The 23623-nt window shown below is 54.9% G+C and carries 18 protein-coding genes and 1 pseudogene; 16 read left to right on the forward strand and 3 right to left on the reverse strand.

Annotation, left to right across the window (positions count from 1 at the left end):
* Positions 1-11 precede the first annotated feature (11 nt).
* Entirely contained in the window at positions 12-1430 is a 1419-nt protein-coding gene (gene der / locus B2U47_RS12520; RefSeq protein WP_296680281.1) for a ribosome biogenesis GTPase Der, read from the reverse strand.
* Between the two features lie 131 nt (positions 1431-1561).
* Here der and galU point away from each other — a divergent pair, with 131 nt between their 5' ends.
* Together galU and recD are read left to right on the forward strand one after the other, a co-directional pair.
* On the forward strand, positions 1562-2470 hold the full coding sequence (gene galU, locus B2U47_RS12525; protein ID WP_296680284.1) for a UTP--glucose-1-phosphate uridylyltransferase GalU: 909 nt from the start codon (positions 1562-1564) through the stop codon (positions 2468-2470).
* Entirely contained in the window at positions 2467-4083 is a 1617-nt protein-coding gene (recD, locus tag B2U47_RS12530; protein ID WP_296680286.1) for an exodeoxyribonuclease V subunit alpha, read from the forward strand. The genes galU and recD overlap by 4 nt, the downstream gene beginning before the upstream one ends.
* On the opposite strand, the gene B2U47_RS12535 is transcribed toward recD, so the two are convergent.
* Both B2U47_RS12535 and B2U47_RS12540 read right to left on the reverse strand, forming a co-directional pair.
* Positions 4075-5268 carry a class I SAM-dependent methyltransferase gene (locus B2U47_RS12535; protein ID WP_296680289.1) on the reverse strand — a complete coding sequence of 398 codons (1194 nt, stop codon included), beginning with the start codon at positions 5266-5268 and terminating at the stop codon, positions 4075-4077. The genes recD and B2U47_RS12535 overlap by 9 nt on opposite strands.
* A 105-nt stretch (positions 5269-5373) precedes the next feature.
* Complete coding sequence (locus B2U47_RS12540; protein WP_296680292.1) at positions 5374-7740, reverse strand: glycine-rich domain-containing protein; 2367 nt, start codon at positions 7738-7740, stop codon at positions 5374-5376.
* A 101-nt stretch (positions 7741-7841) separates the two neighbouring features.
* Between B2U47_RS12540 and B2U47_RS12545 the strand changes: the two genes are divergently transcribed.
* From B2U47_RS12545 to ccoN, 14 genes and pseudogenes are all read left to right on the forward strand, one after another.
* Positions 7842-8261 carry a hypothetical protein gene (locus B2U47_RS12545; protein ID WP_296680294.1) on the forward strand — a complete coding sequence of 140 codons (420 nt, stop codon included), beginning with the start codon at positions 7842-7844 and terminating at the stop codon, positions 8259-8261.
* A 116-nt stretch (positions 8262-8377) separates the two neighbouring features.
* Complete coding sequence (locus B2U47_RS12550; RefSeq protein ID WP_296680300.1) at positions 8378-8938, forward strand: helix-hairpin-helix domain-containing protein; 561 nt, start codon at positions 8378-8380, stop codon at positions 8936-8938.
* Positions 8939-9099: 161 nt separating this feature from the next.
* Positions 9100-11346 carry a PhoX family protein gene (locus B2U47_RS12555; RefSeq protein WP_296680303.1) on the forward strand — a complete coding sequence of 749 codons (2247 nt, stop codon included), beginning with the start codon at positions 9100-9102 and terminating at the stop codon, positions 11344-11346.
* A gap of 8 nt (positions 11347-11354) precedes the next feature.
* Entirely contained in the window at positions 11355-12521 is a 1167-nt protein-coding gene (locus tag B2U47_RS12560; protein ID WP_296680306.1) for a glycosyltransferase, read from the forward strand.
* Between the two features lie 35 nt (positions 12522-12556).
* On the forward strand, positions 12557-13870 hold the full coding sequence (gene waaA, locus B2U47_RS12565; RefSeq protein ID WP_296680308.1) for a lipid IV(A) 3-deoxy-D-manno-octulosonic acid transferase: 1314 nt from the start codon (positions 12557-12559) through the stop codon (positions 13868-13870).
* On the forward strand, positions 13839-14846 hold the full coding sequence (gene waaC / locus B2U47_RS12570) for a lipopolysaccharide heptosyltransferase I (RefSeq protein ID WP_296680310.1): 1008 nt from the start codon (positions 13839-13841) through the stop codon (positions 14844-14846). Before waaA ends, waaC begins: the two co-directional genes overlap by 32 nt.
* A 36-nt stretch (positions 14847-14882) precedes the next feature.
* Positions 14883-15770: a DMT family transporter gene (locus tag B2U47_RS12575; RefSeq protein WP_296680316.1), complete on the forward strand. Its 888-nt coding sequence runs from the start codon at positions 14883-14885 to the stop codon at positions 15768-15770.
* A 766-nt stretch (positions 15771-16536) separates the two neighbouring features.
* A pseudogene (locus B2U47_RS17280) lies at positions 16537-16638 on the forward strand (SEC-C metal-binding domain-containing protein); the annotation flags it as partial.
* A 9-nt stretch (positions 16639-16647) separates the two neighbouring features.
* Entirely contained in the window at positions 16648-18198 is a 1551-nt protein-coding gene (locus B2U47_RS12585; protein WP_296680323.1) for a site-specific DNA-methyltransferase, read from the forward strand.
* Positions 18199-18240: 42 nt separating this feature from the next.
* On the forward strand, positions 18241-18657 hold the full coding sequence (locus tag B2U47_RS12590; protein WP_296680326.1) for a XisH family protein: 417 nt from the start codon (positions 18241-18243) through the stop codon (positions 18655-18657).
* The gene (locus B2U47_RS12595; RefSeq protein WP_296680328.1) at positions 18645-19004 is read left to right on the forward strand and encodes a XisI protein; all 360 of its coding nucleotides are present in this window, start codon (positions 18645-18647) and stop codon (positions 19002-19004) included. Before B2U47_RS12590 ends, B2U47_RS12595 begins: the two co-directional genes overlap by 13 nt.
* The gene (locus B2U47_RS12600) at positions 19004-21598 is read left to right on the forward strand and encodes a DEAD/DEAH box helicase (RefSeq protein ID WP_296680330.1); all 2595 of its coding nucleotides are present in this window, start codon (positions 19004-19006) and stop codon (positions 21596-21598) included. The genes B2U47_RS12595 and B2U47_RS12600 overlap by 1 nt, the downstream gene beginning before the upstream one ends.
* Positions 21599-21660: 62 nt before the next feature.
* Positions 21661-22020, forward strand: a complete 360-nt coding sequence (locus B2U47_RS12605) for a diacylglycerol kinase (protein ID WP_296680331.1) — start codon at positions 21661-21663, stop codon at positions 22018-22020.
* A 157-nt stretch (positions 22021-22177) separates the two neighbouring features.
* Positions 22178-23623 carry a cytochrome-c oxidase, cbb3-type subunit I gene (gene ccoN, locus B2U47_RS12610; protein ID WP_296683874.1) on the forward strand — a complete coding sequence of 482 codons (1446 nt, stop codon included), beginning with the start codon at positions 22178-22180 and terminating at the stop codon, positions 23621-23623.

Consider the following 23623-nt stretch of genomic DNA (forward strand, 5'->3'; position numbering starts at 1 on the left):
TGTTAACCGAATTATTTCTTTTTGGCTTTGTGTTTCAGTTTCTTGACATGTTCCATCATACGCTGGCGTTTGTACTCCTGACGTGGGGTCAGGGTATTGCGTTTGCCTTCAAAGGGGTTTTCGCCGGTCTTGTATTCGATACGTACCTGCGTGCCTGTCAGTTTGAGGGTCTGGCGGAAATAGTTGGTCAGGTAGCGGGTGTAACTATCCGGCACATATTCGGTACGGTTGCCGTGAATGATGAGGCGGAACGGGTTGCTGCCCCCCTGATGGGCGTAGCGCAACTTGATGCGGTGGCCACGGGTCAGGGGCGGCTGGTGCTGTTGCACGGCCATTTCCAGAATCCGGGTCAGACGTGAGGTTGGCACTTTCAGCATGGCGGATGCGTAGGCACGTTGCACAGCAGCATACAGCAGACCGACGTTGGAGCCATGCAAGGCGGAAATGAAGAAAACTTCAGCGAAATCCAGCACAAACGGCAATTTGACTTCAAGTTGCTGTTTGATCCAGTCGCGTTGGTCGGATTCCAGCCCATCCCATTTGTTGACGGCAACGATCAGGGCGCGGCCTGCTTCCAGTGCCAGACCCAGCAAGTGGGCATCCTGATCGGTAATGGCATCATGCGCATCCACCAGCATGACCACCACATGGGCGCGTTCGATGGCTTCCAGGGTTTTGATGATGCTGAATTTTTCAATGGTTTCATCGACCCGGCTGCGGCGGCGTACCCCGGCTGTGTCAATCAGGGTGTAGCGTTTGCCGTCCCGTTCAAACGGAATGAAAATACTGTCGCGGGTTGTGCCGGGTTGGTCGAAGGCGATAACCCGTTCTTCACCCAAGATACGGTTGATCAGGGTTGACTTGCCGACATTGGGACGACCGATGAACGCAATGCGGATGCTGTCGTCATCGGGCTGCTCGTCTTCATCCTGAAATTCTGCCCCCACATGATCGAGAATCTCGTCAATCATTGAGGTCACACCGCGCCCTTGTGAGGCAGCAATGGTGTAGACTTGGGTAAAGCCGAGGGCGAAAAATTCTGCGGATGCCTGATCTGCATCCACCCCGTCAATCTTGTTGACCAGCAGGAATACGGGCTTGCCGGTCTGACGGATGTCGCCAGCAATTTGCTCATCCGCAGCGGTCATGCCTTGCCGACCATCCACCAGAAACAGGATGGCATTGGCCTCAGAGATGGCAGCACGGGTCTGTTTCGCCATGTATTCGTCAATACCGGACTCCTCACCGCTCAGGCCGCCCGTATCAATCAGCATGTAGCCACGCCCGTTATGATCGCCGGAACCGTATTTGCGGTCACGGGTCAAACCGGGGAAATCGGCTACCAGCGCATCACGCGAGCGGGTCAGACGGTTGAAAAGGGTGGATTTGCCCACATTCGGGCGACCAATCAAGGCAAGAACAGGTTTCATCGGGTCATACTATGGACATACAGGCGCGATAGGATAGCATGAGGCAATGCTGATAAACAGGCTGAAATCGGTTACAGTTTTACCCATTCCCATTTTGAATTCATTTCAGAAAGTACAGAGGATCTCAATCAATGCATCATAACCATAAAGTACGCAAGGCAGTCATTCCGGTTGCAGGTCTGGGCACACGCATGTTGCCTGCCACCAAGGCCATCCCCAAGGAAATGCTGCCTATCGTTGACAAGCCGCTGATCCAGTACGTGGTCAACGAGTGCGTAGCGGCAGGTATCAAGGAAATCGTCCTGGTGACTCATTCCAGTAAAAATTCCATCGAAAACCATTTTGATACCAGTTTCGAGCTGGAAACCATGCTGGAAAAGCGCGTTAAACGCCAGTTGCTGGGGGAAGTGCGTTCCATTTGCCCGAGTGACGTGACCATCATGCACGTGCGTCAGGGGCAGGCCAAAGGTTTGGGGCACGCCATCATGTGCGCCCATCCGATCGTGGGCAACGAGCCGTTTGCGGTGGTATTGCCGGATGTAATCATTGACGACGCTGCCAGTGACCCGAAAAAAGACAATCTTGCCACCATGCTGGATTTGTATGACGAAACCGGCTTCAGCCAGATCATGGTGGAGCCTGTGCCGAGGGAAAAAGTTTCTTCCTACGGTGTGGTAGATATTAATGGCAACACGCTGGAGCCTGGGGAATCCATCCCGATGACGGCCATTGTGGAAAAACCACCGGTTGAAGAAGCACCTTCCAACCTTGCGGTGGTTGGACGCTATGTGCTGTCACCTCATACCTGGGGCTGGCTGAAGCGCACCCCGCTGGGAGCGGGTGATGAAATCCAGTTGACTGATACCATTGGTTTGCTGATGCGTGAATATCAGGTCAACGCATTCCACCTGACGGGCAAAAGCCATGACTGTGGTTCCAAAATGGGTTATATGCGAGCCAATATCGAATATGCTTCCCGTCACCCGGAAATTGGCTCCCGTTTCAATGCCTTCCTGAAAGACTACGTGAAAACCCTTTGAGCCAACCCACTTACCACCCACTGGATGAACAGCTTGCCAGCCTGATGTACCGGCTGGCAGGTACGGCTGCGGATACAGCGGGTTTGGGCAAGCTGGTTCGGCATGTCAGTGCCAGTACCCGTGAAGGGATTATTGCTGCACCGCTGGTCGATGTGCCGGTGGATGTGGCAAGTCTGCTGGCTAGCGGGGTGGTGGGGGAACCGGGTGAATATAAGCCGCTGATTGTGGAAGGTTCCCATGCCTGGCTTTACCGTTACTGGCTATATGAGCAGCGGCTGGCACAGTGCATCCGGGCAAGGAGGGTGGCAGGAGAGACATCGGCAGAGGTAGCCGACCTGCAACAGATCGCGGTCGAGATGGCTTTGCGCCAGCGTTTCCTGATCATTTCCGGTGGCCCCGGAACCGGCAAAACCACCACTGTGACTCGTATCCTTGCGCATTTGCTAGAGCAGGGAATCCGTCCTGAACGTATCTTGCTGGCAGCTCCGACCGGCAAGGCAGCGATGCGGATGCAGGAGTCCATCAGAGATACCAAGCAGCGCTTGGCATTACCTGCTGAAATAGCTGCAAGTATTCCCGAGCAGGCCAGCACCTTGCACCGTCTGCTGGGTTATATCCCCAACCGGGTGGGTTTCCGGCATACACCAGAAAATCCTTTGCCCGCCGATGTGGTGATTGTGGATGAAGCCTCCATGATCGACATTTCGTTGATGACCCACCTGTTTGAGGCGGTAGCACCACAGGCGAAGCTCATTTTGCTGGGAGACAAGGATCAGCTTGCTTCGGTGGAAACCGGCTCGATTTTCCGGGATCTGTGTGCTGGTGAGGCATTGGCGGGCAACAAGGTGGTCTTGCAAAAAAGCCATCGCTTTGCTGCCGAAGATGGTATCGGGCAACTGGCGCAGGCTATCCGTATTGCTGACGAGGAGCGGATGTTGGAAGTGCTGACTTCCCCTGCTTACCCCGAAGTGGTGCTGGATGATGGTGCTGACGGACTGGATGCTGCACAGCTACGAGCTGGCTGGCAAGCCTACCTACAGGCGGTGCAGGTTGGGGATCACGCGGCTATCTTTGCTGCGTTCAATACCTTGCGTATCCTGACCCCCTTGCGCAAAGGGCGTTTGGGAGTAGAAACGCTCAATGTATGGGTTGATGGCGTAATGCAAAAACACTTGCCTGCGCATGGAGCTGCCAGCAAGCCGTGGTATGTAGGTAGGCCGGTGATGGTGACGCAGAATGATTACCGCCAGAACCTGTTCAATGGCGACATCGGCATTGCCTTGCCTGCCAGTAACGGTGAATTGCGCGTCTGGTTTCCGACCGGGGAAGCCGGAAAATTCCGTGCCATCGCCCCCATTCGCTTGCCTGCGCATGAGACGGCTTGGGCAATGACCATTCATAAAAGCCAGGGTTCGGAATTTAATCATGTATTACTGGTTTTGCCGGAACTGGATGATCTACCGCTGCTGGGCAGGGAATTGCTGTATACCGCTGTCACCCGTGCCAAAACGGGCATTCATGTACTAGCCAGCCGGGCTACCTTGCGCCGAGCCTTACAGCAGGTCACGCCACCTTCTTCACGTTTGCAGGAACGCTTGCAGGCATCAGCCTGATACCCTTCCCCATACAGCAAATACAGGATCAGACAGGTTTTTTTCACGGATATGTGGGTCATCTTTGGGGCGCGGCAAGCCTTGGATGGATTCCGTATGCAAATGACTGAAACAGCCGGTACGCAAGAAGTAATCCAGTACCAGCCCTTGGCGTTCAAACGGGTGCATTTCCGTCCAGATGTCGACGACTTTGGTGGGAAACCAGCGGTCAGAAAATGTCATGACCACGATGCCACCCAGACGGGTAACGCGGGCAATTTCGCGCATCACTGCCAAGGGCTGGGTCAGGTATTCCACCGACACGGTACAGATGACCGCATCAAATTGCCGGTCGGCAAAAGGCAGTTGCGGCTGCTGGTTCAGATTCTGTACCAGTCTGGTTTGCAGGCGCGGGTTGGCCTCCAGTTCTGCCTGATTCATGCCCAGTCCGGTGACGTGCAAGTCTGTCAGAGAGGCTGGCAGGTGTGATGTCCAACTACTCATCAGGTCGAGAATTTTCATGCCGGAATACAGTAGGCGAGCGTAGAGGCGGCTGACTTCCGCCAGGGCGGTTTTGTCCAGATGGTTGACCATGCGTGGATTGCTGTAAAACTGGTTGTCAGCGCGGTTATCCATGCGGATGAAGGGGTAACTGCTGTAAAAATCGCTGCGCGTACCGGGGTAAGGAACCTGCAAGCCGGAGCCTTTAGCTAACAGCATGTCGGTAATGGTGCTGTGGCTGCCTGTTTGGATGGGTTTTGCTTCCAGATAATGGGCTGTCAGGGTCAGTGGGTAGCGTGCCAGCGGGTGGTTGAGGTCGCCGGTCAGTTGCCCGGCTGCTTTGCCAATGAGGCGGAAGGGTGTGAAATTGTTTTTGTGACAGCAGAGGGCTTCGCTGGCAAAGCCTTGCGGGTAAAACCTGCCAATACGGGGTTCAATACTCATTAAACGTTGCCTGCCCTCAAACAGCCGGTCAGGAAATGTCCTGATGCGGTTTGTATCATGAGGTGAGACCAGTTCTCCGGCAGCAAATGAGGTCGTACAGCTTTTGCCCACATCCAGTTGGCAGAGGTCAGGCATTATGCGGTCGGGGAGGGTATTCCGCCCGATGTCTACTGAATTGATAAAATAACGGTCATGGTGATGGGCAACTTCACTTTGCCAACTGAGGGCAAATTCAAAAGAGGCGCATTGGGTTTTTTCCATGCGGCGCGACCCTGTTGATGATGGTGGTATCACCAAACTTACCGGTTCCGCAGGATGTCGGCGAATAACCCGACATCCATCATAGAAATCAGGCGGATGGCAGGATCAGCAACCGTTCCACCAGCATTTGCCCTGCGCTTCCTGGAATTTCAGGGATGCGTCGTATTTGGGGGCGCTGGTGCGGGGTTGCAACAGACGTTCCTTGATGCCGAACATGCCGTATTTGTGGAATGACTGTGGTTGAGTGTACAGCATGAACTGTGCTCCACCTGCTGTTTTCCAGTTGTTCAGCATGGTTGTATAGCGTTCAGCCATGCGTGGGTCACGGTTGGCAGCTTCAAACAGGTTGCGCAGGTTGGTTTTGCGGGTGTCGTCAATGGTCGAGTCTGCCCACTGGATAATCAGGTGCTGTCCACCCTCATACACAAACAACTGCTTTCCGTAAGTGTTGGCAACGGTTTTTTGTTGTGTCATTTGGGTTTGCAGAGCAGCTATGCCATACGGTGATTTGGTATTGTCAATAATGTTGAAAACATCATCAATGGATGTTGCCTCCGTCAGTACCAGCGGGACACTGGTTGTGTCCTGACAGGTGGAATGGCTGCTACGGTTCCAGCAACCATAAAAATAGGCACCCATCGCCAGTCCATCAATATAGCCAAGTGAACCATCATTTTTGTCTTTCAGGTATTTCAGCATACCGTTTGATAAGTCCTTGTTGGCCTGATAAGTGCCAAGGATATTAACCAGTCGGGTACGCCCGCCAAAGGCTGTTTCCCATAGCCGGAAAATTTCCACGGAACGTTTGGCAGTGTAGTACGCCCCATCCCAGAAGGGATTGGCAGAAGGTGTATACAAGCCTTTGCCTTTTTCACGGGCATACAAAGCCCCCCAAAACGAATCATTCCAGGTTTCATTGCTGTATTCGACATGGGCTTTCAAACCTGATTTGAGGTTATCACGCACATAGTTGGCATAATTGGTTACATAATCATCGGTGGCATTGTGAGGGATGGTGAACCAGGGATGGGCATTTAACTGGTTGGCAAGTGCAACGGCAACTTCCAGTGGTGCGCCACGTGCATAACGGTCTAGCAATGGGATACGGGCTGAGCCTCCCCATGTTGCTGTATCCAGTTTCGCCCGCTGATCCCATGTGAAATCCTGCAACAGGCAGTTGGTGTAGTCAGCGCCTGTTTTGCCATTGCAGGCAGACTTGCTGGGGCTTGCTTCCATCAGGTTCATCATGCGAATTACCCGGAAATCCTTCATGAAATTCAGGTAATCAGGGTTGAAGACGATGGCGTTGTTGTTGCGGCTGGAACCCATCAGGGATGCCTCAAAACTTTTGTAGGTTCCGGGGCAGTCAGCAGAGCCTGATACGCGCACAAACGGGTTTCCCTCACAAATGCCTCCGGGCATGATGACGCGGATGTTGCGGATGGGATTGGCTGGGTTGTTGGCAGAGATTGACAAATCCATGCGACTGACTTTGACGGCGGAGCCGCTGAACTGGATATTGATGGTGTCCTTTTTGTTGGCTGTATCTCTTGAAACCAGTTGGGCATAGTTGCCATACGTGATTGTACCTTCCCCCTCGTACAACACGGTGTATATACCTGCGGGAACAGTCTCTGCTGTGGCATTGTTCAACAGGATGGTTCTGATGGTGCAAGTAGTGCCGGGTGCAGAGGTTGGCCAGCCATTGCTGTCAAAACTGATTTGTGAATTGTCCGTGCATGACGACAGTTCGCGGAAGGGGCGAGCAACTCTGAAAATATCCGCAAAAGGTACTGCTTGTACAACCTCATCCTGCTCCGCCTGCGGTGCTTCGGTATTGATACCTAGCGAAGAGCTAAACAGCGGTTTGAGCGTAATACCGGAAGCAGAAAGCTGCTGTGCCAGACTGCTTTGGAACTGGTCGGTCGAGCTTGTGAATGAGAGGGTTAGGGTGTCAGTCAGTGGTAACAACTGGATACCATCGCTGCTGTTGCGACCATCGTCCAGGGTTAACAACAAGGCTTCCAGATTTTTTTTCACGTTGTATTGGCAGGCGGCAGGGTCAGCCGACGAGGTGCAAAAACCGGCAGCAATATCCGCCTGTGTAATGGTGGTTTTGGCAGGAATGCTGACTTGGGTGTTGCCGATGAACAAGGTGATGTTTTCACCGGATGTATAAGAAATGTCACCGTTGGCTGCTGTCTCTCTCATGCTAATGGTTGGTGTGGAGTAATCCAGCCCGGCAAGTGAAACCTGGACATTGTTGTTGGTAGGGTCAAGAAACACCACGCGGCCTGCGGTGATAGAGCCACCATTACCACCACCGCCGGTATCGCCGCCGCCACCTCCACCACCGCCGCCTCCACAAGCAGTCAGGGCAATCAAACCGGCAGCCACGACCCCATATTTCAGGTAAGCTGTTTTCAGGATAAGACCGTTATTGGTGGAAAGCCATGTCAAAAGTCTGAGCACGACTGAAATTCCTGATGGACAAAATGATGTCTGCATGATGCGCTCCATGACTGAGAGAAGGATGGCTTGTTAATGACTAATAATTTGGACAAGGAGTATCCATGAAAATTCCGTTTATGACTATTGCGATTGCCATTTTATTATCCGCCTGTAATTCAGTTAAGAGTAGTGCGACAAACGAATTAACCAGCACATTTGCCAGTAGCGAACCCAAGCCGGTAGTCATAAGTAACCAGCGCAATCTTCGCGCTGCTGTTTATGTCGCAGGGGAAAGCGCAATGGTTCGAGTCGGTGAACAGTCTGAGCAGATTCTGACCGGGATCAACCCGATGTTATATCAAGACTACAGCAGTGTTTTTTTCAGGACGCATGACCTTGACCGTGACGGGTTGAGTGAAGTTGCGGTATTGGCAAGCACCAGTTTCGGTGGGGTGAATCTGTGCTACGACGTGTTTCACTACCATCTGACCAGCGGCAAATTTACTCGCAGGCTGGAAAACTTTTACTGCACGGGGCGCTGAACGGTTGTGGCTTGCTTAAAATATGATCGAATTTTTCATCAAATTCGTAAGGTTGCAATGTTACGATTTTGTTAAATCATGAAGATCATTTAACAAAAACAGAAGGAGTCCTTTTGATGGAACACAATCTTGCTGATGTGAAATATGTTGGCCCTACCACCCTCACCAAACTGGCTGATGCAGGTATTACCACTGTCGAGCAACTTGCAGCACTGTCAGCAGAAGAGCTGGCGGCTGTACCGGGTATCGGGGCGAAAAATGCCCCAGCTATGCTTGCTAGTGCGCAGGAACTGCTGAATCCGCAGCCAGAACAGGCTGAAGCTGTTGCCAGCGTTGCTTCCGAACAGGAAATGGACGTTGTGGTGGAAGCTGCTGCCGAAGCTGCCGTTGAGAATGAAGCGGTGCAAGACGCAGCAGATGACCAGCTTGCTGTTGACGCTGCGGTTGTGGTTGCTGAGGAAGTCGCTGATACGGAAGCAGATGACGAGGGCAAGTCTGACAAGAAGCAGAAAAAAGCGAAAAAGCAAGCCAAAAAGGCTGAGAAAAAAGCGCTCAAGAAAGCCCGCAAGCAGGAAAAAGAAGCCAAGAAAGCTGCCCGCAAAATTGAGAAAAAGGCTAAAAAAGCTGCCAAGAAAGCCGCAAAAAAGGCTAAAAAGAAAAAAGACAAGCAGGATTGATATTAGCCTGCGGAGGTGGTCGGGTTGTTTGCTGCTGGGTGGGGAGGCGTGCATTCCTCATCCCTGACACAATTTCTTAACGTATCTGCCACAGAATATTCAAATTTGCGCGTTAGGCTGGTACACCATGAGTTTTCCCGGCATCAGCAAAGGATCCCCTGATGAGCAAGCAGCGCAGCAGCACTTCCACTACCGACCCCGGTGATTTCGGGCACAACGATTCCTGCAACCCGACATTTGCCGAAGTGCTGGCCAGCCGCATGGATCGGCGTACCCTGTTCAAGGGTGGTTTCTACCTGATGGTGGCTTCCGTTTTCGGCAGTGCTTTGGCAGGGTGTGGGGAAAACAAACAGCCCAGCAAAGCAGCGCTTGCCCCGGCAGCCAAAACCCCGCCCCCCGTGCCTGCCAGCGGTCTTGCCCTCAGTTTCAAGCCGGTTGCCAAAAGCGTGGCTGATGTACTGAGCGTCCCGGAAGGCTATACCGCTACCGTATTGCTGGCGACGGGCGACCCGCTCAAGGCGGGGGTTTCTGCTTATAAAAATGACGGTACGGATAACGATTTCGAGGTGCGGGCAGGCGACCACCACGATGGCATGTTCTATTTCGGCCTGAATGCAGCAGGCACTGGTTGGGATGCCAGCAATGCCCAGCGCGGCCTGTTGTGTCTGAATCATGAAGTGGCGGAAGACCTCGGTTTCATGCACCCGGCAGGTGCGACCGATCTGGGAACTGGCAACGTCAATGCGCGTCCTGTTCTCGAAATCGACAAGGAAGTGGCGGCACACGGCGTTTCCATCGTGGAAATTGCCCGCTCTGGCAACGGTTATCAAACCAGCCTGACCAACCCGCTCAACCGCCGCATTACGGCTGCGACCGTGATGGAACTCAGTGGCGTTGCGGCAGGCAGCGAGTTGATGAAAACCGCCTTTTCCAAAGACGGCTTGCAAACCCGTGGCACGCTCAACAACTGCTCCAATGGCTATACCCCGTGGGGCACTTACCTGACTTGCGAGGAAAACTGGGCGGAATACTTCCATCGGCGTGAAGCAGACAGTGCCCGCACCCCGCAAGAGTTGGTGGCATTCAAACGTTATGGCATGAAGGGCGACACCTCCGGGCGTTACAACTGGTCACGTCCCGGTGCAAGCGATAGCACCGACTTGTACCGCCGCTGGAATGCCGGGATAACAGGCGCAACCGCTACCGACGATTTTCGCAACGTTGCCAATACGTTTGGTTGGGTGGTGGAAATCGACCCGTTCAACCCGCAAGCCACCCCGAAAAAGCGTACCGCATTAGGGCGTTTTGCCCACGAAGGTTGTGTTCCGGCCAAAGCCGAGGCAGGCAAGCCGCTGGTGTTCTACATGGGCGATGATTCGCGCAACGAATACATTTACAAATTCGTCACGGATGCCAAGTGGGATGCCGCCGATGCCAATGGTGGGCTGGCAGCCGGTGACAAATACCTGAATGCAGGCAAGTTGTATGCTGCCCGTTTCAATGCGGATGGTTCGGGTGAATGGTTGCCGTTGACGCTGGACAATACCGCCGTTGCTCAATACGACAAATACGCTTTCGCCGATACCGCTGATGTTGCCATCCATACCCGGTTGGCGGCTGATGCAGTGGGAGCCACTAAAATGGATCGCCCGGAATGGGCAGCGGTCAACCCGTTAAATGGCGAGGTTTACATCACCCTGACCAATAACGTTTCCGAAAAAAACGGGCGCGGGGTAGCCATGCCGCTGGATGCTGCCAACCAGCGTTATTACGTGGATGAAAAAGACGGCAAGCGCGTGGCAGGTAATGTCAACGGGCATATCATCCGCTGGCGCGAAGCGGGTGATGACCACGCTGCTACCCGCTTTCAGTGGGATGTGTACCTGTTCGGTGCGCCTGCTGAGGCAGGGGCTGACATCAACCTGTCGGGCTTGACCGCTGACAACGACTTTTCCGGGCCAGATGGCTTGTGGTTCAGCCAGTCCACCCCCGGCTTGCTGTGGGTACAAACCGACGATGCCTATTACACCGACGTGACCAATTGCATGATGCTGGCGGCAATTCCCGGTGTCGTCGGCGATGGTAACACGGTGCAGGTGGTTAACAAGGCCGTTCCAACCCATGACAACGCGGATCAGGCGATTGGTTGCCCCGTCGGCTCAAAGCCGCAAGCAACCGCCTTGCGCCGCTTCCTTGTTGGCCCCAAGGATTGCGAAATTACCGGCATCACCGAAACCCCGGATGGCAAGGCCCTGCTTGTCAACATCCAGCACCCCGGCGAACGCAGCAGCGAAAGCTGGGCAAGTGACGGCAACATCACCAGCCACTGGCCGGATGGCGGCAATGCCCGCCCGCGCTCGGCAACAGTGGTGATTACCCGTAATGATGGCGGCAAGGTAGGGGTGTAAACGCATCCATGCATATCCTGATGGTTTCCGACGTGTATTTCCCGCGCGTCAACGGTGTTTCCACGTCGATCCAGGCATTCCGGCAAGCATTGCAGGCAGCAGGGCACAGCGTCACGCTGATTGCTCCCGACTACGGGCAAGCTGCGACGGATGAAGACGGTATCATCCGCATCAGTTCGCGCGGTGTCATCGTTGACCCGGAAGACCGGATGATGCGCATCCGCCATATCCACCGCCTTGCCGACGAGTTGCAGGCGGAGCATTACGACATCATCCACATCCATACCCCGTTTGTGGCGCACTATGCGGGCTTGAAACTGGCTCGCAAGCTCAAGCTGCCGGTGGTGGCTACTTACCATACCTTTTTCGAGGAATACCTCTACAACTACATTCCGTGGTTGCCAAAGGAATGGCTGCGTTACGTGGCACGGCGCTTTTCGCGTACCCAGTGTGCTGAGTTGGATGGCTTGATCGTGCCTTCCACCGCCATGCAGCAAGTACTGCTCGATTACGGGGTGCAAACGCCGATGACGATCCTGCCAACAGGTCTGGACATGCGGACGTTTGAGCCGGGTAACGGTGCTGCTTTTCGGGCGCAACACGCTATTGCCCCGGAACGCCCGGTCTTGTTGTTCGTAGGGCGGGTGGCGTTCGAGAAAAACATCGGTTTCCTGCTGGACATGATGCTGCATCTGCGCGAGCAACTGCCGGATGTATTACTGGTCATTGCGGGTGAAGGCCCGGCGGAAAAGACGTTACACCAACAGGTACAGCGGGCAGGGCTGGCGGAACAGGTGCTGTTTGTCGGTTATTTGCGGCGGGATGGTGAATTACAGGCATGTTACAAGGCTGCGGATGTCTTTGTATTTGCCTCCCGCACGGAAACGCAGGGGCTGGTGTTGCTGGAAGCGATGGCTTGCGGCACGCCTGTGGTTTCCACGGCGGTGCTGGGTACGAAAGACATTATCGGTACAGGTGTCGGTGGGCTGGTTGCCCCGGAAAGCCCGGAGCTGTTTGCCGCCCAGGTCAAGCGTTTGCTGACGGGGAAAACCTTGCACGCACAGAAAACCAGGGAGGCACTGGCCTATGCTGCTACTTGGTCGCATACCGCACAAGCTGAAAAACTGGTGGAGTTTTACCGCTCTGTCATGGAGTTGAAACAGGTTTCTGCTTGAATGTCTGCATACCTTGGCATTACGGGCTTTCATGCATGTTCAAGCGTTATCTGTATACGGTGGTTTTCAATCTGTTGGTTCCCCTATTGGTATTGAACCTGTGGTGGCGCAGCCGTAAAAATCCGGCTTATCGCCAGCGCATTGATGAGCGTTTCGGCTATGTTCCGGCGCGTCAGGGTGGTGAGCGTTGCGTGTGGGTTCATGCCGTGTCGGTGGGGGAGGTGATTGCTGCCCGCCCACTGGTTAAGCGCCTGTTGCAGGATTTTCCCGCTACCCGTGTGTGGGTGACAACCACAACCCCGACCGGCTCGGCTATGGTGCAACAGTTGTTTGGTGACAGGGTAGGGCACAGTTATTGCCCCTACGACCTGCCGGATGGTTTGCGCCGTTTCCTGCGGCGGCTGCGCCCTGATCTGTTGCTGGTGGTGGAAACCGAAATCTGGCCTAACCTGTACAAGGCGTGTGCCAACCGGCAGATTCCACTGTTAATGGTAAATGCCCGCTTGTCGCCGCGTTCTGCCCAAGGCTATGCCCGTTTGGGCGGTCTGGTGCGTGAGACCTTGCGCTGTGCAAGCTGGATCGGGACTCGCAGTCAGACGGATGCGGATCACTTCCTTCAATTGGGGGCATGGCCTGGTCAACTGGGGGTAAGTGGCAACCTCAAGTTCGAGTTGCAGGTTCCTGCTGACTTACCAGCCAGAGCCAAAGTCTTGCGTAGCCAATGGAGCAAGCGTCCGGTATGGGTGGCAGGCAGTACCCATGCGGGGGAAGAAGCCAGCCTGTTACGGGTGTTTGAGCAGTTGCGCCATCAAGTGCCTGATTTGTTGCTGATTCTTGTGCCGCGCCACCCGGAGCGTTTCGCCAGTGTCAAAGCCTTGTGTGAAACCGCAGGTTGGGTAACTGCCCGTCGCAGTCTTGCCCAGCCGGTAATGCCTGAAACGGACATCCTGCTGGGGGATACGCTGGGGGAATTGCTGCTGTGGTATGCCTGTGCCGATCTGGCTTTTGTGGGTGGTAGCCTGCTTGCCCACGGCGGACATAACCCGCTGGAAGCTGCCGTGTTTGCCGTGCCCGTGATCAGCGGGGTACATACCCACAATTTCAATGACATGTTCCCGCCGTTGTGTGCTGCTGGTGGAGCCGTGCAGGTGCAGGATGAAAATGCCCTGTGTGCGCAAGCCCTGCACTGGTTACAGGATGTTGCCGCCCGCCAGCAGGCCGGGCAACAGGCGCAAGCCTTTTTTACCAGCCAGCAGGGCGCACTGGAACTGATCCTGCGGCAAGCCCGCTTCCACCTCGACCAACGTATTGCCAGCCATGAGCCAGACGCCCAGACTGCTGGTTGTTAAGACTTCCTCGTTGGGGGATGTCGTCCACATGCTGCCTGCGGTCAGTGATGCCTGCGCGATGCTACCCGGTATCCAGATTGACTGGGTGGTGGAAGAAAGTTTTGCCGAAGTACCGCGCTGGCACCCTGGTGTCAGGCGGGTTGTGCCGGTAGCCCTGCGGCGTTGGCGCAAACAGCTTTTGCAGCCACAAACACGCCATGAAATCCGCCGGTTTGTGCAAACCTTGCGGCAGGAACAGTACGACTGGGTGCTGGATTCGCAGGGCTTGCTGAAAAGTGCCTTGCTCAGTCGCATGGCTCGCGGGCAACGTTGTGGTTATGACTGGCACAGCATCCGTGAACCGCTTGCCAGTCTCGCCTACCAGCAACGTGCTGCCGTATCCCGTCAGCAACATGCCGTGACCCGCAATCGTTTGCTGACTGCCAACATGTTGGGCTACCGCATTGACAGTTTGCCAGTGGATTTCGGGATTGCGGCTAGTGCTTTCCCGTTACCGCCTGTTGTCTTGCCATCCCCCTATGTGGTTGCCTTGCATGGAACCAGTCGGGTGGACAAGGAATGGGCGGAAGAACACTGGCGGCAACTCATCGCTACTCTGGCACAACAGGGCATCCACACCCTGTTGCCGTGGGGTAATCAGCGTGAACAGGAACGTGCCAGCCGTCTGGCGCAAACCAGCCCGTTTGCGCAGGTATTGCCGAGCTGCCGACTGGCAGAACTGGCCGGTGTCCTGCAAGCTGCAAGCGGGGTAATCGGCATGGATACTGGCCTGATGCACATCGCAGCGGCGCTGGATAAACCCGGCATTGCCCTGTATCCCGTAACAGCCCCAGCCTTGACCGGAGTGATGGGCAATGCACAGCAGCCAGTGCAATTAGTTTCATTAAGTGGGGAAGCCAGCGGTGATGCTGTCAGTGTTATTCGTCAGTTGCTGGCCTGCGTGGCAACTCGACCATCCCCGGATGTTCTGGTCTAATGCTTCCAAACGACATTGACCACTCCGAGGCACTGCTTGCTCAATCGTGTTTCTCCCTATCTGCTACTGGTGCTGGCGACCCTGTTCTGGGCGGGTAATTTCAATCTGGCGCGTGCTTTTCATGCCGACATTCCGCCTTTGGCGTTGTCGTTCTGGCGCTGGTGTGTGGCGGCGCTGATTCTGTTGCCGTTTGCGTATCAATCCATGCGGGTGGCTTTGCCGCTGGCGCGTGAGCACTGGCGGCTGGTACTGGCGTTGTCCGTGCTGGGGGTGGCGGCTTTCAATAGCTTGGCTTATCTCGGCCTGCAAACCACGACCGTGACCAATGGGGTGCTGTTGCAGGCGGTGACGCCGGTTTTCACCATCCTGCTGGCGGGGTTGTTGTTGCGTGAGCCTGCCAGTTTGCGTCAGTGGTTGGGGTTGCTGGTGTCGATCTTCGGGGTATTGGTGATTATTACGCGGGCGGATGTGGCTGTTTTGCAGCATCTGGCGTTTACCCGTGGCGATGTGTGGATGCTGGTTGCGGCACTCGACTGGGCGGTTTACACCATTCTGTTGCGCAAGTTGCCGCCGGGGTTGCAGGGTTTGCCGATCCTTGGGTTTAGCGTGACACTCGGGGCGCTGGTGATCTTGCCGTTTTACCTGCATGAAACCCTGACCGCACAGGCGATGCCGCTGACGCCGGTCAGTGTGGGCAGTGTGCTGTATGTGGCGGTGTTTCCGTCGTTGCTGTCCTACCTGTTCTGGAATGATGCTACCCGGCGGCTGGGGGCGGGGCGTACCGGGCAGTTCAGTTACCTGATGCCGGTCTTCGGGATTCTGCTGGCGGTGCTGTTGCTGGGGGAACAGTTGCATACCTACCATGCGCTGGGGGCGCTACTGGTGGTGGGTGGGCTGGTTATCAGCAACTGGCGGGGCAAGTAGGGGCGCGATTCCTGCGCTGTTTTGCTATGCTCGCCCCAACGACACTGGAGTAACCATGAATACGCAAAGCATCATCAACATTTTGGCTCCTTTGGGGGAGCCGCAGGACAACCGACCGTGGCTTGATTATTCAGCCTATGGTTTTACCGCCGGGGATGCGATCAGTTTGGTGGGGCTGGTGGCTGATAGCCGTTTTCTGGAAAGTGAGGATACGGATTACTGGGTTCCCCTGCATTCATGGCGGGCGTTGCAGCATCTGATGCCAGCGGGTTTGCATGAGCTGATAGATATTTTTGACCTGTTGGCGGAAGACGATTGGGCACATGATGAAATTCCGGCGGTGATTGCGGCTGCCGGGCAGGTTGCGATTGAGCCATTGGTGGCGTATGTGCTGGATGCGCGTAATGATGAATTTGCCATTCCGCTGGCGTTGCAATCACTGGTGGAAATTGGCACGCGGCATGGCAAGTTGCGTAAACCTGTCATTGAACGCCTGGTGTATTGCTTGCAAAACACCTTTGCACAGGATCATGGCTTGAAAGGGCTGATCGTGGCGGATCTGATTGTATTGCGGGCGGTGGAGGCAATGCCTGCCATCCGGGCTGCTTTTGCCAGCGAACAGGTGGACTGGAGCGTGTGCGGCGATCTGGAAGATGTGGAACTGGGGATGGGGCTGCGCACGGAGCGGGATACGCCGCGCCCCAATTATCAGCAGATGCTGGTTGGGGCAGAGGATGACGGGTTTGAGGAGGATGATGACTCTGAGCCGTTGGTAGAGCAAGTGATCCGTACCGAACCCAAAATCGGGCGCAATGACCCCTGCCCGTGTGGCAGCGGCAAGAAGTACAAGAAATGTTGTATGCCATAAAGGAAACCCATGCCCCTGCTTGACTGGCTGAACAAGCCTGCCTCCCTCCAGATTGCTAACCGCGTGCCGTACCGCTTGCTCGAAAGCGTGCCGGAACTCGGGCATGGCGTAACGCCCAACCACAACCTGCTGATCCAGGGCGATAATCTGGATGCGCTCAAAGCCTTGCTGCCCTTGTATGCGGGGCGGGTGAAATGCATCTACATCGACCCGCCGTACAACACGCGCTCCGCCTTTGAGCATTACGACGACAATCTGGAGCACAGCCAATGGCTGTCGATGATGTATCCGCGCCTTGAACTCCTGCGCGAACTGCTCGCCGAAGACGGCAGCTTGTGGGTGTCCATCGACGACAACGAAGGCCACTACCTCAAAGTCATGCTCGACGAAATCTTCGGGCGCAAAAACTTCATCGCCAACGTTGTTTGGGAGAAAAAATCGTCCCCGCAGGCAAATGCGATTTGGTTATCTGATAGTCATGACCACGTAATGGTGTATGCAAACAACAAACAAGTTTGGCGACCTAATTTGCTTCCAAGAAGTGAAAATACAGATGCTCGTTACAGTAATCCTGACAATGATTCTCGTGGTGTTTGGGCATCAAGCGATTTCACCATTAGCCTGACAGGTGGGCAGCGTGGGGAGCAATACGCTAAAACTGGGGTGAGTGACAACATCTATGAGCTTACTACGCCCAATGGGAGGAAATTATTGCCTCCAAAGGGTAGATGTTGGGGGGCACGACAAGAAAGATTTTTAGAGTTGGTAGCTGATAATCGTATTTGGTTTGGTGAAAGCGGTAATAATGTTCCAAGAATCAAGAAGTTTTTGTCAGAAGTTCAAGATGGGCTTGTGGCGAAAACTGTCTGGTTGCGTAGTGAGGTGGGAGACAACCAAGAATCCAAACGTGAAGTTGTCAAATTTAATGACGAGGAGATTTTTGGTACGCCGAAGCCGGAGCGGTTGATTGAGCGGATATTGCATATTGCGACGAATCCGGGAGATTGGGTGCTGGATTCGTTCCTGGGGTCGGGTACGACTGCGGCAGTGGCGCACAAGATGGGGCGGCAGTACATCGGCGTGGAAATGGGCGACCATGCCGTGACCCATTGCCAGCCACGCCTGCGCAAGGTGGTGGACGGCGAACAGGGCGGCATTTCCAAAGCCGTCAACTGGCAGGGCGGCGGCGGATTCACCTTCTACCGCCTCGGCGCAACCGTGTTCGATGAATTCGGCATGATTGACAAGGTCATCCGTTTCCCCACGCTCGCCGCCTACATTTGGTATCTGGAAACGCGCACCCCGTGGCAGCAGCCTGACACGCTTTCCCCGCTGCTTGGCATCCACGACGGCACAGCCTATTACCTGCTGTACAACGGCATCCTCGGCGACCGCCGCCTGCAAGGTGGCAATGTCCTCACCCAAAACGTGCTGGACGGATTACCCGCACACGCAGGCAAGCGCGTCATCTACGGCGAAACCAGCCGCTTCGGAGTCGGGCGGCTGGCAGCAGAGGGGATCGTGTTCAAGCAGATACCGTATGATGTGCGGGTGGGGTGATGGAGTTTGGTATACTTGAGTTACTGATTAAGGAATATGCCAATGCCAGCTTATGATTTATTTCACAATGCGGTGAAACATGCTTTGCAGAAAGAGGGGTGGATGATCACTCACGACCCGTTTTTCATTCCGTTCGGCGGTGTAGAATTGTATGTCGATCTGGGTGCAGAGCGGATGCTGGCGGCTGAGCGTGGCAACGAGCAAATCGCTGTTGAGATCAAATCTTTTCTCAGCCAGTCGCCAGTTTCGGACTTTCATAATGCGCTGGGGCAGTTTCTGAATTACCGTCTGGTGTTAGAGGAAAACGAGCCAAGCCGCTTGCTTTATCTGGCGATTCCCTTCGATATTCACAAAACCTTTTTCAGCTTGCCCTTCACTCAGTTGGCGGTGCAACGCAACCAGTTGAAGCTGATCGTTTTCAAGCCTGATCAGGAGGAGATTGCCACATGGATAAACTGAACACTTATCGCCAGTATGTGCGGCAAATTCTGGAAAAATATGCACAATTCAAGCCTGCCATCGACAATGTGGACATGGAATTGCTGTTTGATAATGAGCGCGACCACTACCAGTTGATGACAGTTGGCTGGAATGGCTATCAGCGTTTTCATGGTTCTGTGTTACATGTTGACATCAAGAATGGGCAGATCTGGATTCAGCACGATGGCACAGAGGGTGGTATTGCCGGTGAGTTTGTAGAACTGGGTGTGCCGAAGGAAGATATTGTTTTGGCCTTCCACGCGCCTTACAAACGGCCTTATACCGGCTTTGCCACGGGTGAATCTGTGGAACGACAAGCCGCCTGATGTTCGAGCTGAAAAACTACCAGAAAGAAACGCTGCAAAGCCTGCGTGAGTTCCTCGAAGAAGCCCGCCTGATGCCGGTCGAGGAGGCTTTCACCCGCGCCCAGCAACGCCAGAACCGCCAGCCGCTGCCCTACCTGCACCACGCTTTCGGGCAGGTTCCGTATGTGTGCCTGCGCCTGCCGACCGGGGGCGGCAAAACTGTGCTGGCTTCCTACACCGTCGGCGTGGCGAAACGCGCCTATCTGGAGCAGGATTTCCCCATCGTGTTGTGGCTGGTTCCCACCAACACCATCCGCGAACAGACGCTGGAAGCCTTGCAAAAGCCCAGCCACCCCTACCGCGCTGCGCTGGAGGATGAATTTGGTGTCGACCGCCTGCTGGTGCTGGACATCGGCGATGTGACCCGCATCCGCAAGCAGGACATCGGTGCGAAAGCCATCGTGGTGGTCGGCACACTCGCCACCCTGCGCGTCGAAGACACCAGCGGGCGCAAGGTCTACGCCTACCATGAAGATTTCGAGCCACATTTCGCCGGGGTCAACCCGCACGACGAACGGCTGGAAAAAGTCACCGAGGCCGACCTCAAGCCCAACGGCCTGACCGCCGCGACACTGGGCAAGATCAAGTATTCCTTCGCCAACCTGCTGGCGCTCAAGCAGCCGCTGGTGATTATGGACGAAGCGCACAACGCCCGTACCAAACTGACTTTCGACACCCTCAAACGCATTCACCCCGCCTGCGTGGTCGAATTCACAGCGACCCCGGATACCAGCCGCGAATCCGCCTCCAACGTCCTACACCACGTTTCCGCCTCGCAACTGAAAGCCGCCAACATGATCAAGTTGCCGATCATGCTCAGCGAACACAACGAATGGGAGGGTGCGGTGCGTGACGCGGTGCTGACCCGCAAGCAACTGGCGCAGGAAGCCATCAAATCCGGCGATGCCATCCGCCCGCTGGTGCTGTTGCAGGCCGACAACAAAAGCGGCGAAGTCACTCATGAGGTGCTGAAAACCTTCCTGACCGAACAGCTTGGGGTGGAGCCGCAACAAATCGCGGTTGTCACCGGCAACCAGCGTGAACTGGACGGCATCAACCTGTTCGACCCGGCTTGCCCAATCGAATACATCATTACCGTGGAAGCGCTGAAAGAGGGCTGGGATTGCTCGTTCGCCTACGTATTCTGCTCAGTCAAGGATGTGAAATCCGCCAAGGATGCCGAACAGTTGTTGGGGCGCGTGCTGCGGATGCCGTATGCGCAACGCCGCAGCAACGAAGCGCTCAACCGTGCCTATGCGCATCTGGTTTCACCCAATTTTGCCAAGGCTGCTGCCATGCTGACCGACAAGATGGTGCAGGGCATGGGTTTCGACCCGCTGGAAATTCCGCAGCATTTGCAGCATGGCAATCAGTACAGCCTGTTTGATGGCAATCCCGACCAGCCCAAACCGACGGTAGCGGAAGAACGCAGCGAATTCACCCTCGGCAACGGCGAAACTTTCACCGCAACCGGCCTGATTGATGCGCCGACTGAAAAGCTGATCCTGCAAGGCTTCACTGGCAAGCAAAAGGTGGAAGTGCAGCAACAGGTGGAGCAGCACAACCTGCGCGTTAGGGCGCGGCTGGCTCCGGCTGAACGCGGCGAAACCTTTGTCCCATTGCCCTTGCTGTGTGTGCGCGAAGCCAACCAGCTTCACCTGCTGGAGCCAGAATCTTTCCTCTATACCCAAGGCGGTTGGTCGCTGCTGGATCTCCCGTTGGAACTGCCACAATTCGCCATCCGTGAGTCCGGGCGTACCTTTGAGGTATTCCTGCAAGGCGGGCATGTTAGTTACAAACTGGCGGAGCAGGGCGATACACCCAACCTCAACCTGATCGAACTCGACATTGACCAGACCGTGTTGGTGCGCTGGCTGGATCGGGAAGTACGGCAAGCCGATGTTAGCCCCGCCGAAATGATCCGCTGGCTGGTGCAACTGGTCGGGCATTTGACGGCGGAACGTGGTTTTTCCCTCACCGCACTGGTGCGCAGCAAGTTTCTGCTGGCGCGTGCTATCAAGGAACGTATTGTCTTCTGCCGCCACAAAGCCGCACAGCAGGGTTTCCAACACTGGCTTTTCGACGATGACCGTTTGCTGGGCGTATCAGACACTTGCCGCTACCAGTTCCAGCCTGGTTTGTACCCGGCACGGCTGCCGTATTACCGGGGCAAATACACCTTCAGCAAACACTATTACCCGGTGGTTGAAGACCTGAGTGCCAGTGGTGAAGAGTTCACCTGCGCCCAGGCGCTCGACCAGCATCCCAAAGTCAAGTACTGGGTACGCAATCTGGTTAACCGTGAAGCGGCTTCTTTCCGTTTACCGCTGGCACATGGCTATTTTTACCCCGACTTTGTGGCGGAATTGCAGGATGGGCGCAGCCTGGTGGTGGAGTACAAGGGCGCATATCTGGAAACGGCTGATGATGCCCGTGAAAAGGCAGTCGTCGGCAAGGTGTGGGCGGCGAAAAGTGGCAACCTGTTTCTGATGGCGCTGGCACAAGACCGGCAGGGCAGGGATGTTTACCAACAACTGGATAATCTTTTGGCGTAACAATCCCCTTGCCCCTCCCCTGACAAGGGGAGGTTGGGAGGGGTCTTTATAAGGGAACGTTTATGGCATACAGCGGTAATACCGGGCTGACTCGCATCATCAAGGCCGGGCAATATTCTTGGCAGGGTTTTCGGGCGGCTTACAAACACGAAGAGGCTTTCCGGCAGGAGGTCTGGGTGTTGGTGATTGCAGTGCCGCTGGCGCTGTGGCTGGGAGAAAATGCGCTGGAGAAGACCCTGATGATCGGTAGTGTGTTACTATTGCTGATTGTGGAGTTGCTGAATTCAGCAGTGGAAGCGGTAGTTGACCGTACCGGGCTGGAGCCGCACAAGTTGTCTGGGCGAGCCAAGGATATGGGTTCCGCTGCGGTATTGCTTGCCATCATCAATGTGGTATTAGTATGGTTTTTTATGCTTTCTTGACCTAAGTCAAATTGCTGAAGTGGTGTGTGAAAAAACACAGTCCAATGTGTTTTTTCCTCAGTATTAACGTTTTCTTAAATATCCTTTTGCGCTATGCTTGCGCGGTTTAAAGACTAACGACCCGATTTTTTAACTTGTTTTAACCAGAGGGCATACGATGGCTCATAGTGCTGCACTCTCTTCGGAGCAATACAACTATGAAATCGTGAAGAAATTCGCGATTGCTTCAATCTTCTGGGGTATCCTCGGCATGAGTGCCGGGGTGTATATCGCGTCAGAGCTGGCTTGGCCATTCCTGAACTTCGATATTGCCCAGATTACGTTCGGACGTTTGCGTCCGCTCCACACCAGTGGTGTTATCTTCGGCTTCGGCGGTAACGCACTGTTTGCCACTTCTTACTATGTTGTGCAGCGTACTTGTCAAGCTCGTTTGGCAGGTGGCACTTTCTGGCCTAACTTTACTTTCTGGGGTTGGAACCTGTCAGTCCTGATCGCGGGTGTCCTGTATCTGTTCGGCTATACCCAAGGTCGTGAGTACGCTGAGCCGGTATGGTTCATCGACATCGCTATTACTGTTGTGTGGGTTGTTTACTTCCTGATCTTTACCATTACCCTGATCAAGCGTAACCAGCCACATATCTATGTTGCCAACTGGTTCTACATGTCGTTCATTCTGGCGACTGCGCTGCTGCACATTTTCAACAATCTGGCAGTGCCGGTCAGCTTTACCTCGCTTGAGTCCTACAGCTTGTTCTCTGGTGCACAGGATGCGATGACCCAGTGGTGGTATGGTCACAACGCGGTCGGTTTCTTCCTGACAGCGGCGTTCCTGGGGATGATGTACTACTTCGTTCCGAAGCAGGCTGGTCGTCCGGTTTACTCCTATCGCCTGTCCATCATCCACTTCTGGGCGCTGAGCTTCATGTACATGTGGGTAGGTACTCACCACCTGCACTGGACAGCGATTCCTGACTGGACTTCCACACTGGCAGCGACTTTCTCCATCCTGCTGCTGATGCCATCCTGGGGTGGTATGATCAACGGTATCATGACGCTTTCCGGCGCATGGGACAAACTGCGTACTGACCCGATCATGATGTTCATGATCACGGCGCTGTCATTCTACGGTATGTCTACCTTTGAAGGCCCGATGATGTCCCTGAAGAGCGTCAACGCCCTGTCACACTACACTGACTGGACGGTTGGTCACGTTCACTCCGGCGCACTGGGCTGGGTGGCAATGATCTCGATTGCTTCCTTCTACCACATGATTCCGCGTCTGTGGAACACCACGCTGTACAGCACACAACTGGTTTACACCCACTTCTTCCTGGCAACCATCGGGACTATCCTGTACATCACCGCACTGTGGGTATCCGGTATCGGTCAAGGCTTGATGCTGCGTGCATTTGACGAGTACGGCAACCTGGCGTACACCTTCGTTGAAACCGTTGCATTCATGCATGGTCCATTGGTAGCTCGTGCGGTAGGTGGTCTGTTCTTCCTGTCCGGCATGTTCGTCATGGCATACAACATTTACATGACTATCACGCGGGCTAAGCAGGAAGAGCCTGTTTCTGCTACTGCCGCTGCTCAAGCGTAA

Source organism: Thiothrix sp. UBA5583 (genome assembly GCA_002425225.1).
GTDB lineage: Bacteria > Pseudomonadota > Gammaproteobacteria > Thiotrichales > Thiotrichaceae > Thiothrix > Thiothrix moscowensis.